Source organism: Chryseobacterium sp. Chry.R1, from assembly GCF_039645525.1.
GTDB lineage: Bacteria > Bacteroidota > Bacteroidia > Flavobacteriales > Weeksellaceae > Chryseobacterium > Chryseobacterium proteolyticum.
This window is the reverse complement of sequence record NZ_CP151793.1, coordinates 1,782,589-1,799,275: the sequence shown is the minus strand read 5'-3', so window position 1 is coordinate 1,799,275 and position 16,687 is coordinate 1,782,589. Positions and strand designations below refer to the sequence as shown.

Sequence of the window (16,687 nt, the reverse complement as noted above, 5' to 3'; positions counted from 1 at the left end):
CTTGCTTTGGCTGTTGTCTCAATTATTCACTTCACTTCGACACAACTAAAATTCCATAAATGGCAGCCAAGGCAGGATTTTTGCATTCTCCAGAGGGTACCACACCAGGTAATTTTTTAAATAGTATTAATTATCTTTGTTCTAAACCCTATCACATTTGAAACTGAAAATCAATAAAAGAAAACTCCTAAGACGCACTGCTATTACCATTATATCGATATTGGTATTTCTTACCTTACTTATTTTAAGCTTGAGACTTCCGGCAGTTCAAAACTTCATCAAAGACAAACTTATTGTTTATCTTGAGAAAAAAATCAAAACAAAAGTAAGCCTTGAAAGGGTTTATATAGGTTTCCCTAACAGCCTGGTTATGGAAAATCTTTATTTAAAGGGACAGAATATTGATACACTTCTTGCTGTAAAGAAGCTCGATGTAGGCCTGAACATGCTTAAACTTATTAATTCTACCGCAGATATTACTTCTGTTGATCTTGAAGGGGTACAGGCCAACGTGGTAAGAAAAAAAGACGGAAAATTCAATTTTGATTATATTATCGATGCCTTTGCCACTTCTGATAAAGAAGAAAGTCCTTCAAAACCGTTTATTATTTCATTGGATAAAATCAAATTAAAAGATATCGGGGTTACTTTTAATGACCAGCAATCCCGAAACGATATTAAATTATATTTTAAATCTTTTGACACCAGGGTAAAAACTTTTGATTTAAATAAAAATAGCTACGCCGTTAATGATATCAACCTCGATGGACTGAAGCTCAAATTAAAGCAGGATATTGTAGAAGAGGTTTCAAAAAAAGTTGAAAAGAAAGTAGATTCTCTTAACCAGAAAAAATCAATGAGTATTGGATTAAGAGGAATTAAGCTGACAAATTTTGATATAGATTATGGGGATGACAATACCAAAACCTTTGCAAAAATTGTATTTAAAGAATTAAGTACTAAGGTCAATAAGCTGGATCTTGATAACAACTCTTACAACGTAGCCAATCTGTTTCTTTCCGGAGCAGATATTAATGCCAATCTTTATCTGCCGGCTCAAAATGCCAATCCCAAAAACTCAAAAGAAGAGCCTAAGCCTTCTGCAAATGCTGAAAAAGCAATGAAAATACTTTTGGGGAAGATGGTTTTGAACGATGTGAAAGTAGCATACAATAATACCGCGATTACTTCTACAAAGCAGGGAATGGATTTTAACCATCTTAATTTTTCAAAAATGAATGTGGAGGTCCGTAGTTTCAAGATGGAAAACAATACGTTTGCAGGAACTGTAAGCTCTGCGGAAATTAAGGAAAGTCGTGGGCTGGATATACAGAAATTCAATACAGATTTTGTATATGGTGAAAGACAGGCCTATCTGAAAGACCTTTATTTGCAGACCTCAAAAACAATTCTAAGGGATGAGGTTGTTTTGGAGTATAATTCAATCGAACAACTCAGTTCAAACCTGGGCGCAGTAAAAATATCAGCTAACATTAAAGATTCCAAAGTAGGATTTGCCGATATTTTAAATCTGGTTCCAACTTTAAGGACAACAGTTCCGTTTAATAAATATCCTAATGCAATACTTGCAGTTAATGCAAATGTAAAAGGAAATGTAAATGATCTGCTGATCCAGAATTTTAAATTATCAGGGCTTGATCAACTAAGGGTTTCGGCATCAGGAAGAATTAAAAACGCCATGAATCCCGATCAGTTATATTATGATCTGAAAATTGGCGAACTGTCATCTTCTGCAAAAACAATCTTTAACCTGGTACCTAAAAATACTATTCCATCGAATATTTCCCTCCCATCAAATTTCAGCATCAAAGGGACAGCGAAAGGAACCACGAAGATGGTTGATACCAACCTCAACCTGTATTCCACTCTCGGAAATGCTGCAGTTATAGCCAAGGTGGATATGCGCAGAAAAAATCATGAACTCTATGATGTAAAGGCTAATTTGCAGGGGATACAGGTGGGAAAAATTATACAGAATAAGGACATTGGCTCGGTTACAGCTCAAATCTCTGCAAAAGGAGAAAGTTTTGACTTCAAAAAAGCAAAAGCAGATCTTAAAGGACATGTTGCTTCAGCAACCTACAAAGGATACCAGTACCGAGATATGAACTTGACTGGAAAAATTGATAATGGAGCTTATAGTATCCTATTGGATTCTAATGATCCTAATGCCAACCTGAAATTAACAGCCTCGGGAATATATAATGAAAAAAATCCTACGGTAAAAGTTAATGGAAATATTATCAAAGTAGATCTCAATAAACTAGGCTTCTACGATAAACAAATGATTATCGGTGGAAAAATTGAGGGTGACTTTACAAATCTGGATCCGGATCACCTTAATGGTTATCTGAATCTCCAAAATTTCGCGTTCTCGGATACCAAAGAAGTTTATCCTGTTCAGGAAGTAACGCTGAAAGCAAGTTCGGCAAATGATTCAACAAGCATTGTCCTCAATTCTCAGATTGCTGATGTCGAGCTCAAAGGAAAATACAGGTTAACGCAGATTTTCGGATCGTTGGCTCAGACCATTAACCAGTATTACCAGTTTCAGAAACCTGATAAATCTCAAAAGATCGATGCAGGACAATATTTTACCTTTAATGCAAAAATTAAAAATGATGATCTGATCAGAAAGTTTGTTCCGGATCTTAAAAGTTTTGAAACAATCAATTTAGCTGGAAATTATAATGCTGACTCCCATAAAATTGAAATCGACGGACAAATTCCTCAATTACTATATGGTGAAAACTCCATTGAAAATGCTTCACTTAAAGTAACGAATGAAAACGAAGCCCTGCAATATAATTTGAATGTTGCCGGATTGAAAAGCTCAAGTTTTGCTTTAAATAAAATAAATATTGGCGGAGATATTTCTGACAACACTATCAATTATAACATCACGACCAAAGATCAAAAAGATGTGACGCAATTCCTGATAGCCGGAAATGCCAAATCACTGAATGACATTACAGAAATCTCGTTAAATCCAAACGGCCTCAAATTAAATTATAATGACTGGACCGTTGCGGAAGGAAATAAAATACAGATCAGCAGCAAAGGAATTGTAGCAGATAACTTCAGACTTTCCAACACAGGAAGCGAAATTTCCCTTCAGTCCGAAAGCACATCTCCTAACAGCCCTTTAAATATTTCATTAAAGGACTTCAAGATAGAAACAATCACAGAGGTCATTAAAAAGGATTCTCTACTGGCAAAGGGAACGATCAACGGTACAGCTCAGTTAAGGGATCTTACAAAGGACATGACATTTACCTCAGACCTCAACGTTTCTGATCTTTATGTATTTGGAAATCCAATCGGGAACCTTGCTGTAAAGGTTAACAGTACTTCACCTAAGCTTTTAAATGCCAATATCGCATTATCAGGCAATGATAATGATGTAAAGATCGTTGGAGATTATAATACATCATCAAGCACATTTGATTTAGACATGGCTATCAATAAGCTTCAGATGAAAAGTGCCCAAGGCTTCTCAATGAATGCCATTACCAATACGGAAGGATACCTTTCCGGAAATCTTAAGATTACAGGAAGTACGGATAAGCCTAACATCCTTGGTAAGGTAAAATTCAATAATGTTGGGCTTGAGATAGCAAAGACGGGAAGTGATTTCAGAAAACTGAATGATGAGATCAATTTTACCAGCCGTGGAATTGAGTTTAATCAATTTAAAGTGAATGATAAGGATGGAAATGCACTTGTCGTAGACGGGCAGGTCCTTACACAAACCTATAGAGACTTCGCCTTCAATCTTGATGTAAACGCTAAAGATTTTAAGGTTGTAAGTTCTGAAAAATCCAATGATGCCATGATGTACGGGATTCTTGCTATCGACGCAGGACTGCATATCCGTGGTAATCTGGATCTTCCGAAAGTAGAAGGAAGATTAGCCGTGGCGGATAATACGGATTTTACATTTGTCCTTCCTCAATCCAGCCCGTCATTGCAGGAAAGAGATGGAATCGTGGAGTTTGTAGATCAGGATCAGGTGGTTTTAAACAAAACAATCAAAGCTGACTCTTTGAAAGCTCAGAGCCGCATTAAAGGCATGGATGTAAGTGTAAATATCGAAGTAAGTAAAGAAGCAAAAATGTCAATTGTTATTGATAAGGCCAATGGTGATTTTGTAAAACTGCAGGGAGAGGCGGAACTGACCGGAGGCATTGATCCATCCGGAAAAACTACCCTTGTGGGTGTTTATCAGGTGGAAAAAGGATCTTATGAGCTTTCTGTAAGTGTACTTAAGAGAAAATTTGATATTCAGAAAGGGAGTACCATTACCTGGACAGGAGAGCCTACTGCAGCCATTATGGATATTACGGCCATTTATAAAACCGAAACGGCTCCAATTGACCTAGTTGAGCAACAATTCACGGGTGATGCTGCTACATTGAATCAATTCAAACAAAGAATTCCTTTCAATACGTTGTTAAAAATGAAAGGTGAATTACTGAAACCACAGATTACATTTGACATCACTACAGATAAGAAAAATAATGCTGTTTCATCTACTGTAACTGATGCAGTTGATCAGAAACTTACCCAGCTCAGAACTCAGGAATCGGAAATGAATAAACAGGTCTTCGCTTTGTTATTATTGAACCGTTTTATTGGAGAGAATCCATTCCAAAGCAGCGCAGGAATGTCTGCGGAAGCAATGGCAAGACAAAGTGTAAGTAAAATCCTTTCGCAGCAACTGAATAACCTGGCTTCAGGACTTATTAAAGGAGTTGATCTGAATTTTGGGCTGGAATCTTCCGAAGATTATTCTACCGGGCAGAAAAATACAAGAACCGACCTCAACGTAGATATTAGTAAAAAGCTACTAAACGATCGTCTTAAAGTAACGGTGGGAAGCAATTTCGGCCTGGAAGGTGATGCCAGACAAAATGAGAACACAACCAATATCGCAGGAAATGTTACTGTGGATTACAGTCTTTCCAAAGATGGCAGATATATGCTGAGGGCTTATCGTAAAGATGAATATCAGGTAGCCCTGCAAGGACAAATTATTGAAACAGGTGTCGGTTTCATTATTACATTGGATTATGACCGATTCCGGGATATTTTCAGGAAATCAAAACAGGACAAACCAAAAAAAGAAAATAAAAATAACCAAGTGGTAGAGTTTAAATAAATGGGAAATACATTCAAAATATATCTTACATCTTTATGTGCATCGGGATTCGCTGCCATTTCACTTTCGTGTAGCAATACAAAGTTTCTGAAAGAAGGACAAATGCTATACACCGGTGGTGAAGTAAAAATTGAAAATGATACCATCTCCAAAAAAGAGAAAAAAGAACTTCAGGCCGCTTTGGAAGAAAATCTGGTTCCCAAACCTAATTCAACCATTCTGGGCCTACGACCAAGGTTATATTTTTATAATATTGCCAAAGAACCTAAAAAAGAAAAAGGATTCAATTACTGGCTTAAATATAAGGTGGGTGAGAAACCCGTCTTATTAGGAGACGTTGACCGTGAATTCAATAAAGACATTATTGTTAATTACTCCGAGAATAAAGGATATTTTAATGCTAAAGCCACTTATGATACGATTTCCAAAAACAAGAAAGCAAAAGTCATTTATACATTAAGACCAGGAGCCCAATATCTGATCAGCAACGTAAAATTTCAAAAAGATTCTACTCTGGTTAATCGCGAAATTCAAAATTTAAAAGATAAAAGCTTACTGAAAAATGGAAATCCATTCGACCTTGGTGTTATTAAGTCGGAACGTGACAGGATTGATAACGGGTTGAAAGAAAAAGGATTTTATTATTTTCATCCTGACAATATTATTGTTCAGGCAGACAGTACAGTAGCCAAAAATCATAAGGTTGAGCTTAATGTAAAACTAAAAGATGATACACCTGAACTTGCAACACAACAGTTCGGTATCGATAAGGTTATTGTATTCCCCAATTATAATCTTCAGGATGTAAAGCAGGGAAAATACAGTGTCCCTATGAATCCGGATTCACTATCAAAATATGTTTATGATGATATCTACGTTATAGATCCGCAACATAAATTCAAACCTAAGATCTTTGACAGAGCATTATATTTTAAAAAAGGAGATCTTTATAACCGGACAAATCATAACCTTTCATTAAACAGGCTGATTAGTTTAGGGGTTTTTAAGTTTGTTAAAAATGAGTTTATCGTTTCGGATTCTTTGCAACACAAATTTGATGCATATTACCTGTTAACACCTCGGGAAGTACAATCTTTACGCCTTGAGGCTTTAGGGAGAACCAATTCAGCAAGCTACGCGGGTAGTGAGCTCAACTTAAACTGGACCCACAGAAATTTTTTCAAAGGTGCTGAACAATTCAAAGCATCTGTATACGGAGCATTTGATGTACAGATGGGAGGACAACAATCTGAAGCTAAGAATATGTATCGTGCGGGAGCTAATGTACAGTTGTCAATTCCTAGGATTGTTGCTCCTTTCCGCTTTAATTCTTCGAGTGCTTTTGTTCCAAGAACAAATATCAGTTTAGGATATGAATTCCAGAACCGTACGCAATATTACACATTGAACAACTTTACAGCATCTTTCGGCTATGTATGGAAGGAAAATGCTCGCAAAGAACATGATCTGAAAGTGATTGATATTACGTTGGTTTCCCCTGCCAATGTAACTCCATTGTATAAATCTATTGCAACCACACCAGCACAGCAAAGAATTGTAGAAAAGCAACTCATTTTCGGGCCTACATACTCCTATACTTATACCAATACCATGTTACCCCAAACCAATACTATCTATTATAAAGGTACACTGGACTTGGCAGGAAATATTACAGGCTTGCTGACAGGAGCTAATGCAAAAAAAGATAAACAAAAAGAAATTTTTGGAGTTCCATTCAGTCAATATGCAAAAATTGAAAATGATTTTAGATTTTACCATAAATTTTCAGAAAAAACTAATTTCGCATCAAGAATAATTGCCGGAGTTGCATATCCTTATGGGAACTCAGAATTCATCCCTTTTTCCAGACAGTTCTTTGTGGGAGGAAGTAACAGTATCAGAGCATTTAGAGCAAGAACTTTAGGGCCGGGAAGTTTTGATCCAAGGTCCCTATCACAAGGATTTTCATTTGATCAATCAGGAGATATTAAACTAGAAGTAAATGCAGAATATAGAGCAAATTTATATAAATTTTTAAATGTTGCTGCTTTTGTGGATGCTGGAAATGTCTGGTTAATCAATAGTGACCCTTATAGACCAGGAGGAAAATTCTCCAAAGATTTTTTAAGCGAAATAGCTGTAGGTGCAGGAGTTGGTCTAAGACTTGATTTCTCTATTTTAATTCTAAGGCTCGATTTAGCAATGCCGATACGTGTTCCTTATTATGAAAAAGGGGACCGATGGACTTTTAACAGAATTAATTTCGGGGACAGCAGCTGGAGAAAAGATAATCTTGTATTAAATATAGCAATCGGATATCCATTTTAATATGATCAATAATATAAAATTTTTCTGGGAAGTTTTAAAAGAAACGTTTAGTGAATGGAATAGTTCAACCGCATCAAGGGATTCGGCAAGCTTAGCTTATTACGCTATTTTTTCAATCCCGGGACTATTAATTATTATTATCTGGATAGCCGGAAACTTTTTTGGTGAAGAAGCCATCCGCGGGCAGATCAGTACTCAAATCAGCGGATTAATGGGGGAAGATGTTGCTAAAAGTGTAGAAAATATGATTGCCGGAGCATTGATCGATAAGCAGAATATTTTCATGAAAGCAGTAGGGATCGGTTCTTTGGTTTTTGGTTCTACTACTTTATTTTTTCAGCTGCAACATTCGTTAAACACTCTTTGGGATGTTCAATCAGCACCCAAAAAAGCATTGATCAAATTTCTTCTTGATAGAGCGAACTCACTTGGAATGATCCTTATTCTTGGGTTTTTATTAATGATCACGATGATTCTTTCATCAGCGATTAGCCTTTTTAATACATGGATCACCAATTATTTCGGGTTCGAGACGTATATGCTGGTTGAACTGGTCAATTTTGCTGTTGGCTTTGCGCTCGTTATGCTTCTATTTGCTTTGATGTTCAAATTTCTCCCGGATGTACAGATCAGCTGGAAACCTGTATGGAAAGGTGCAATTTTAACAACTATTTTATTTACATTGGGTAAATTTTTATTAAGCCTGTACTTCAGTAATTTCAAACCAACCTCAACCTTTGGAACGGCAGGAACTGTGATCCTTATTATGATGTGGATTAATTATTCCTGCATGTTGATATTTTTCGGAGCTGAATTCACTAAAGTATACTCTTACAAAAAAGGCTATAAAATTGTTCCTTCCAAACATGCCAAATGGAGTGATGCAAAATTATATGAAGACAGTCACAGAGATGTATCAAAACAAAACCAACAAACTTAATAAAAAAGCCTCCCGAATCCGGAAGGCTTATATTTTACATTCTGTTTACGGTTCCTATTCCCAGTAACCCTAAAGATTTTTTTATAGTTTTTGCCGTCAGATCAGATAAATTTAAACGGGTTTGTTTTAAATCTCCTTCTTCAAGTTTTACAATCGGTGTACTTTGATTCTGATAAAATGAATTATAAGATTTTACCAAATCGTAAACATAATTAGCGACAAGAGCAGGACTTAATGCCTCGGCAGCTCTTTCTACAATAGTTTTATAATTCGCCAGTAACATGATTAGCTCTTTTTCAAATTCATTCAGCTCTACTGCAGAAGCTTCTTTATATTCATAGTTAGCTTTTGACAATAAGGACTGAATACGGGCATATGTATACTGAATGAATGGTCCCGTGTTTCCATTGAAATCAACACTATCCGCCGGATTAAATAGCATTTTTTTCTTTGGATCTACTTTAAGCATAAAATACTTCAATGCACCTAACCCAACAGTTTCATAAGAAGATTCTCTTTCTTGATCCGAAAGCGTTTCAAGTTTTCCTAATTCCTGAGCCTTTGATTTAGCTGTTTCGTACATTTCCTGCATCAGATCATCAGCATCCACTACAGTTCCTTCACGGGATTTCATTTTTCCTTCCGGAAGTTCCACCATTCCATATGATAAGTGGAACAGCTGATCAGCCCACGCATAACCCAGTTTTTTCAATATCTTGAACAACACCTGGAAATGATAATCCTGCTCATTCCCTACAGTATAAATTAGTTTCTGAATATCATTCTGCTTGAATCGTTCTACTGCGGTTCCCAAATCCTGAGTCATATAAACTGATGTTCCATCCGAACGCAATAAAAGTTTTTGATCCAATCCCTCATCCGTCAGGTCACACCAAACCGATCCGTCTTCTTTCTGATACAAAATCCCTTTATCAAGTCCTTCCTGAATAAGATCTTTACCTAAAATATAAGTATTGCTTTCGTATTGAACCTGGTCAAAATCAACTCCCAATCTTTTATAGGTTTCATTAAAACCTTTATAAACCCAGCTGTTCATTTCTGCCCATAAACTTCTTACCTTCTCATCACCATTTTCCCAATCTTGCAACATTTTTTGAGCTTCTTTCATCAAAGGAGCTTCTTTTTTAGCTTGATCCTCTCCTATTCCTCGTTCTACAAGATCAGAGATTTCTTTTTTATAGTTTTTATCAAATTCTACATAATAGTTTCCAACGAACTTATCTCCCTTGGTATGAGTGGTCTCAGGAGTTTCTCCATTTCCAAATTTTTCCCAAGCCAGCATTGATTTACAAATATGAATTCCCCTGTCATTAATGATCTGCGACTTGATCACGTCATATCCGGCCTCCTTTAAAATCTGGGCCACAGAAAACCCTAACAAATTATTTCTGATATGCCCCAGGTGAAGAGGTTTATTGGTGTTTGGCGAAGAATATTCCACCATAACTGTAGCATTTTTCTTATCAATATTTGAAAAGTCTTCACTTATTGATTTGAACTGATCTACAAAGAATTGGTTTTTAACCTTTACGTTCAAAAATCCTTTAATAACGTTAAAGCTTTCAAACAAGTCGGTCTGTGCAGTAAGTGATTCTCCCAATTCTACTCCGATACTTTCAGGATTTTTTTTCAACTGCTTTACCAATGGAAAAGTGACAATTGTAAAATCTCCCTCATATTCAGTTTTATTTTCCTGAACTTCAAGGTTGATTTCTTTCAACTGATATACATTCAAAATGACCTCCGAAAGTTTTTCCTCTATTATATCTTTAATATTCATGTAATTATTTTTATTTTTCCGCTATAATACTAGCTCTAACAAATCATGAGCAAATGAAACACTTCTGGGGTGACTCATTTCAAAATTTGGAAGTACAAATATACGGAAATAAAAAAACCGCCCGAAGGCGGCCTAACATGAATGTGAAATATATTAAGGTGTTAAAATTTATCCCAGAATAACTTTGTTTGTAACTGATCTCCTCCAATGGCAGCAGCTGCCTGATTATAATTACTTCCATTCAGAGTAGTTTCACGTACAGGATAAGTAAACCTGTTTGGCACAGGTGCTTTTGTTGCTGCAGGTAATCTTAAAGCAGGAGCATCATATTTTCTCCATACAGTCCAAGCTTCGAATCCTCTATTATACATAGCAATCCAGAATTGCTTACCAATTTTTTGTTTCCATGTGCCAGATGCTGTAGCATAATTTACATTAGCCTTAGCAAGATAAGCCGCTATATCCACAGAATCTATGCCCCAGTACTGCATATTTGCAGAAATCGCTTGTGTATAATAAGCCGCTGCAGGTAAAGGGACATTATATCCTCTCTCTTTCGCTTCAGCAAGTAGAAATGAGATTTCGGAATAATCCATTAAATCTCCTTTAAGGTCAGGATTAAAAAAAACTTTCCCGATATGGCTGTAATCTGTATAGGTATTAAAACTTCCATAAATACCTCCAACATAAGGAGTTTTATTATTGTCAAAAAAAACATTCCTTCTTGGGTCTTGTAAATCATTTAGGTAGTCGACGAAGGTATCCGCAGGAACAAAGTCCTGTCTTCCGCTTAAAACCAGATCAGCATACAATGGATTAGCATTAGCAATATTACTTTCGTACCTTAGAATAAAGTTATCCTGATTAGAAGAGATGAGCCCTTGTGTGAAAGCGGCTTCTGCTTCTGTCTTTGATAATGAAGGATCGGCATCTGCTATTCTCATAGCAAGTTTGAATCTTATTGAAGCAGCTAATTTTTTCCATTTGGTATGGTCTCCATCAAAAACAAAATCTTTTTCAAAACCAGTCGACTTAGGATCAATATCGCTATAAGCTTTTGTTATCTTTAATAACAGGTCTTTATAAATAGTAAAAGCATCATCATAAGCAGGCAAAGTTCCTTCTACCCCTTGTAATGCTTGTGAGTAAGGAACATTTCCAAATAGATCAACCAATTGCTGCCACGTATAAACCTCAATGATTGAAATGTAGGCAGTCTGATTTTTTTTCTGTCCCAATGTAAGTTTAGGATCTTTATTAATAGATTCCTTGGCTTGCTTTAAATTATAAAGAACTTTAGTATAAAGAATGTTCCAATGATTATCCGGAATACTTCTGTTTCTTATACTATAATTGGTTTCATCGACATACTGAGTCTGTGTCCATTGCTGAGCAAACAACCGGAATACATTTCGATTAACATTGGTATTACCCATTTGATCAAAAAGGCTTTTCACCCCATTTGTAAAAAGAAAACTCCCGGGAACTTCTGCAGGATTTTTCGGATCTTTATTTAAATTTTCGTAGTCTTCATTAGTACATGAAAACAGGGATAAGCTTAAGAATGAGCCTATAATTATTTTTTTCATTTTCTTAACTTTAAAATTCAACTTTTATACTTGCACCAATTTCTCTCATAGATGGATGTGCTCCATTTTGAAAACCTAATGCATTTCCTGAACTCATTAAGGCTTCGGGATCGGCGTACGGTAAATTCTTATGAATAATCCATAGATTCCGTCCAATTAAAGAAAGTGTCATGCTGTCAATGAAAGAATTTCCAAAAGTTTCTTTAGGTAATTTATAGGAAATTGTTACATTTCTAAGCTTTACAAATGAGCCATCATAAACATGCATTGCCTCTGGTCCACCATAGTAGCCATATGGATTTCTATAGTTTGTAAAGCCAGCCCTTATATCATTAGGTGTTCCGTCAGCCTTCACTCCTGGCAAAATAACTCCACCTCCATTTGCAAGAGTATTTCTTAAAGGATTACCCAGATCATTAAGTCCTGCTGTTTCTTTGTACAATCCTGTAGCAAGACCAAACGCCATATCTTGCGAATACACATCACCTCCCTTCTTCACATCAATTAAAAAGCTTAAACTTAAATTTTTATACCGGATTGTATTGATAATACTTCCTCTCCAATCCGGCACTGCATCACCAATTTTTTCTTGTGGATTTGTGCTTATCATATATTTACCATTACTATCAACTACACGTTGCCCATTTAGGTAAACATAATTAGTTCCTCTGATAGTCCCAGTAGATTCTCCCAACATTGCTCCGGAAGTAACATTCCACATTGAAGCAAATGGTAAGAAATCTGTTTCTCCATAAATCTTAGTAACCTTTGATTTGTTTTTAGACCAGTTGGCAGTAACTTCCCAGGAAAATTTAGTAGTTTTTATTGGGACAACAGTTAACCTTGTTTCAATACCTCTGTTTTCAATATCACCTGCATTTATCCATCTGCTTGTAAAACCTGATGCTCCTGAAATATTGGTTGGGGTAATCAGATCCTTGGTTTTCTGTTGGTAAACCGAAACATCAAAACTTATTCTATTTTTAAAGAAACCCATTTCTAAACCTGCTTCCATCTCATCCAGCATTTCAGGTTTTAGATTTGGATTTGCCGCTACATCTCTTGCACTAGCATTGAAAGACCCGTTAAATGCAGGATTAAAAGGATAAGTATTTAATAAATTATAAGGTCCTGTATCATTCCCTACCACTGCATAATTGAATCGAACTTTACCAAAGCTAATTTTATTTTTACTAGCTAAAAGTTCAGAAAAAACAAAGCTTACAGAACCGGAAGGATACCAGTATGTATTGTTACTAATCGGCAAGGTTGATGATCTATCTCTTCTAATAGATCCGTCTAAGAATAACATATTTTTATATCCTAAACTAGCCTGGGCAAAGATTCCGTCAACACTTTTATTTTCATCGAAATCGCCAACATTCACTTCTGTCAAGGGTTCCGCACTGTTTGTGATAGAATATAACCCAGGCACCTTTAGGCCTCCATTGGTTAGTCCTGAATTACCATACCTTCCGTTTCTTCTAAGATTAAAACCTACATTTCCATTCAAATTAAAATCTGCTCCCAAATTTTTATTAATGTTTAAAATAGCATCATAATTCATTTCATAAACCTTGTGGGTCATAAAATAATATTCACCTTTACCGCCGTTACTAAGACGCCCCTGATTAGATGAACCGGTTGCTACTCTTTCCTGCCTAAGCTCGTCGAAAGTATCAAATGCATATCTTCCCATAAAACTTATCCAATCAGTAATCTTATAGTTAAATCCAAAGTTTCCGAAATATCTATTTCTTGTATCTGACTGATAATTCTGGTTTCTATTAAAGAAATAATTATCCGTATATCCTACTTCTTGCTTTGTATAATCTTTAATATTCCAGGTTATATTTTGACCTGTAAGGTTGTAGGCTTCTCTTTGCTTATCCATGTCTACAGACATATTCCACCACTGCCTGAATCCCTGCATAGGATTTCTGGATTCATATCCTGTGTATACTCTTCCCCTCCCGTTAGTATTTATATAATTTATATTACCAAAAATATTAAGCTTCTCTGTAAAATTATAGTCCGCGGAAAAGTCAATTGTATTTTTTCTTATTTCGCTATTATCCAAAGCTCCCTCTTGTAGAAAATTGGTATACCCCAATCTATATTTTCCTTTTTCATTTCCTGCAGAAAAGGCAATGGAATTTTGATATGTTGCTGCAGTATTCCAGATCGAATTAGGATCTTTGCCTGCTACCCAGGGAGTAGTCTTAAGATATCCCGGTAATTGAGGATATTGGGAATCCCAATTATAAACATAAAGATTAGGATCAAAACGGGTTCCGAAAGAAGCATCATCATAGGTGTAAACAATATTATTCTCCACAACACCATTCCCTTTAATGTCACCACTATAAAAAGAATTCCCTGTATAGCCACCACCATATTCATGTTGATACTTTGGAAGTGTAGACTTATCTACAAATCCTAAAGTTGTTGAGCTGTTAAATTCTATTCCAATTTTTCTGCTCTTTCTTCCCTTTTTTGTCGTAATCATGACCACACCATTCATCCCTCTTGATCCGTACAAAGCACTTGCCGCCGCACCTTTCAATACATTGACACTTTCAATATCATTAGCATTAAGATCTGCTAATCCATTGGAATAATCGTACCCTCCACCTCCGGAGCCAATCCCACTTTGATTAAATGTTTCATTGTTAATTGGTGTTCCATCAATTACAATTAATGCCTGATTACTTGAGGTTAATGATTTAATGCCTCGTATAACCATATTGGTGGATCCTCCCATTGTGCCAGACTGAGTAATGTTTAAACCTGCAACTTGTCCTGCTAATGCATCTGAGACATTAGCTACAGGTACTGCGGAAATCTGGTCTCCCTTCACTTCCTGTGTTGAATATCCTAAGGATTTTTTCTCTCTTTTAATTCCAAGAGCGGTAACAACAACTCCTTCAATGTTTTGTGTTCTTACTGTATCACTTTTCCCTTTTTGTGCATATGAGACAGCTAGGGATGAAGACAATATAAGTAAGAGAACACCAGCAGTAGTTTTCTTCATATATAATTAATTTTTTAGCCTCACAAATTTGTTAAACTTTAATTAACAAGACAAAAGAAAACGACACAAAATTACCGATTACTCAAAAACAATGAAATTAATCCATTATTTTGTTAATATTTTAAACCAAAAATTAGCAAATAAATAAATATAAGTAAGCTAAAAATTAGCATATCCCTGTAAAAAAGAATATCAAATTGGATATATACATTACAAAAAGAGCGAATATTAACATCTTTTATTTAAAAATAGTTATAATTTGACAATATGATTTACATCTTGTATGTTTATTACTATTAATTGGTGAAAAACGAAATGGCCGGGATAAATCCCGACCATTTTGACACAAAGTATTGTTTAATATGAATCTTAAATATATTATTAAAACTTGTCCCAGAATAATTTTGTAGTTGCTTTATCGCCACCAATTTTATTCGCAGCTGCCTTCACATTTGCACCGTTTAATACATATTCCTGATCGGAATAAGGCATTCTGTATGGTACAGAAGACAAGTTTGATTTTGGAGGGTTCACAAGAATTGGATTATCTAAGCGTCTTGTAAAGTTCCAACTGGCAAATCCTTTATTAAACATGGCAATCCATGCCTGAACTCCAATCGATTGCTTCCAGTTAGCCGCATTGTAAGGATTAGTTGCCAGATATGTTGCTATATTAGCAGTACTAACACCATTCTCTCTTAAAGATTCTGTAACAGCAGCTGTATAAAGATCTACTGCTGTACCCCCAGCTGAATAATTTCTGGCAGCTGCTTCCGCTTTAAGAAAAGCAACTTCTGCATAGCTCAATAAATTCGACGAAGCAGTTGCAGATCTAAAATAGGGACCTAATTGAGAAAAATTAGTATATGGATCATTTAACTCACCAAAAACACCTCCTTTATAAGCACCTGCAACTTTTGTAAACCATACATCCATTCTTGGATCTGATAAGTTTTTCATCGTATTCACTACCAATTCGCTAGGTAAGAAGTCATTTCTATTGGAAGCCACTAAATTATCAAATACGGGATTTGAAAAAGTATTTCCATCATATTTAAACTTGTAGGCTTCATCATCTGAAGAAATAACACCACTAGTAATTGCAGATTCAACCGTAGTTTTTGATAATGTAGGATCAACATCTGCTAAATTCATCCCTAGTCTTAGTTTAATAGAATTAGCAAATTTTTTCCATTTGGCCATGTTACCTCCGTAAACCAGATCAGCATAACCAGTTGATGCAGGCTTTATGGTAGCTGTAACAGCATCGATTCTGTTAATCAAATCAAGATAAATTGTTTTCGCGTCATCATATTTCGGAGTTAGAATTTCATCAGGCTTAAATGCTTCTGAATAAGGAACATCACCATATGTATCCACCAAATTTTCCCAGATAAAAATCTCTTCAATTTCCAGCGTTGCTAGTTTATTTGTTCTGATATCGTCTGTCTCCACCTCGTTTTTCAGATTCAATTTTGCTTGTCTCAGGTTATTAATACTGTAAACATACATCCTATTAAAATGGTTACGAGGCTGATTACGAGTCACTAAATTATACTGAGTTTCATCTGGATATTGAGTTTCAGCCCACTGCTGTGTAAAAAATCTGTAATTATTAAAATTTACACTTGGATTATCCATATAGTAGGAAGACTGATACATTGCAGTAGCTAGCAAATTATCAGATGGAAGAACTGAAGGATGCTTAGGATCATCGTTAAGAGACGTTAAATCACTTTGACATGAACTTAAAGTCAACCCAATACATACAGATACCAAACCTAGTTTTATAATATTTTTCATTTGTAAAGTA

General features: G+C 35.6%; 7 protein-coding genes. 3 read left to right on the top strand and 4 right to left on the bottom strand.

The annotated features are described in order from the left end of the window. Positions 1 to 157 precede the first annotated feature (157 nt). The 3 genes from AAEU33_RS08300 to AAEU33_RS08290 are packed head-to-tail and all read left to right on the top strand — an operon-like array spanning position 158 to position 8,450. The gene (locus tag AAEU33_RS08300; protein ID WP_345991979.1) at positions 158 to 5,182 is read left to right on the top strand and encodes a translocation/assembly module TamB domain-containing protein; all 5,025 of its coding nucleotides are present in this window, start codon (positions 158 to 160) and stop codon (positions 5,180 to 5,182) included. After that, positions 5,183 to 7,510, top strand: a complete 2,328-nt coding sequence (locus tag AAEU33_RS08295) for a BamA/TamA family outer membrane protein (RefSeq protein ID WP_345991977.1) — start codon at positions 5,183 to 5,185, stop codon at positions 7,508 to 7,510. 1 nt (position 7,511) lies between these two features. Continuing rightward, positions 7,512 to 8,450, top strand: coding sequence for a YihY/virulence factor BrkB family protein (locus AAEU33_RS08290; protein WP_172280484.1), 939 nt, complete (start codon positions 7,512 to 7,514; stop codon positions 8,448 to 8,450). 34 nt (positions 8,451 to 8,484) lie between these two features. Here AAEU33_RS08290 and argS read toward each other — a convergent pair whose 3' ends face one another. The 4 genes from argS to AAEU33_RS08270 form a co-directional block, all read right to left on the bottom strand. Continuing rightward, positions 8,485 to 10,251 (bottom strand): arginine--tRNA ligase, encoded by a 1,767-nt coding sequence (argS, locus tag AAEU33_RS08285; protein WP_345991975.1) that lies wholly within the window; start codon positions 10,249 to 10,251, stop codon positions 8,485 to 8,487. Positions 10,252 to 10,412: 161 nt separating this feature from the next. Further along, a complete protein-coding gene (locus AAEU33_RS08280) occupies positions 10,413 to 11,840 on the bottom strand; it encodes a SusD/RagB family nutrient-binding outer membrane lipoprotein (RefSeq protein ID WP_345991973.1) in 1,428 nt (475 codons plus the stop codon). Positions 11,841 to 11,850: 10 nt separating this feature from the next. Beyond that, positions 11,851 to 14,874: a SusC/RagA family TonB-linked outer membrane protein gene (locus AAEU33_RS08275; RefSeq protein WP_345991971.1), complete on the bottom strand. Its 3,024-nt coding sequence runs from the start codon at positions 14,872 to 14,874 to the stop codon at positions 11,851 to 11,853. A 381-nt stretch (positions 14,875 to 15,255) separates the two neighbouring features. Beyond that, the gene (locus AAEU33_RS08270; protein ID WP_345991970.1) at positions 15,256 to 16,677 is read right to left on the bottom strand and encodes a SusD/RagB family nutrient-binding outer membrane lipoprotein; all 1,422 of its coding nucleotides are present in this window, start codon (positions 16,675 to 16,677) and stop codon (positions 15,256 to 15,258) included. Between the last annotated feature and the right edge of the window lie 10 nt (positions 16,678 to 16,687).

Coding starts and splice junctions, on each gene's coding strand:
- AAEU33_RS08295 (WP_345991977.1), top strand. CDS start 5,183: ATGGGAAATACATTCAAAATATATCTTACATCTTTATGTGCATCGGGA.
- AAEU33_RS08290 (WP_172280484.1), top strand. CDS start 7,512: ATGATCAATAATATAAAATTTTTCTGGGAAGTTTTAAAAGAAACGTTT.
- argS (WP_345991975.1), bottom strand. CDS start 10,251: ATGAATATTAAAGATATAATAGAGGAAAAACTTTCGGAGGTCATTTTG.
- AAEU33_RS08280 (WP_345991973.1), bottom strand. CDS start 11,840: ATGAAAAAAATAATTATAGGCTCATTCTTAAGCTTATCCCTGTTTTCA.
- AAEU33_RS08275 (WP_345991971.1), bottom strand. CDS start 14,874: ATGAAGAAAACTACTGCTGGTGTTCTCTTACTTATATTGTCTTCATCC.
- AAEU33_RS08270 (WP_345991970.1), bottom strand. CDS start 16,677: ATGAAAAATATTATAAAACTAGGTTTGGTATCTGTATGTATTGGGTTG.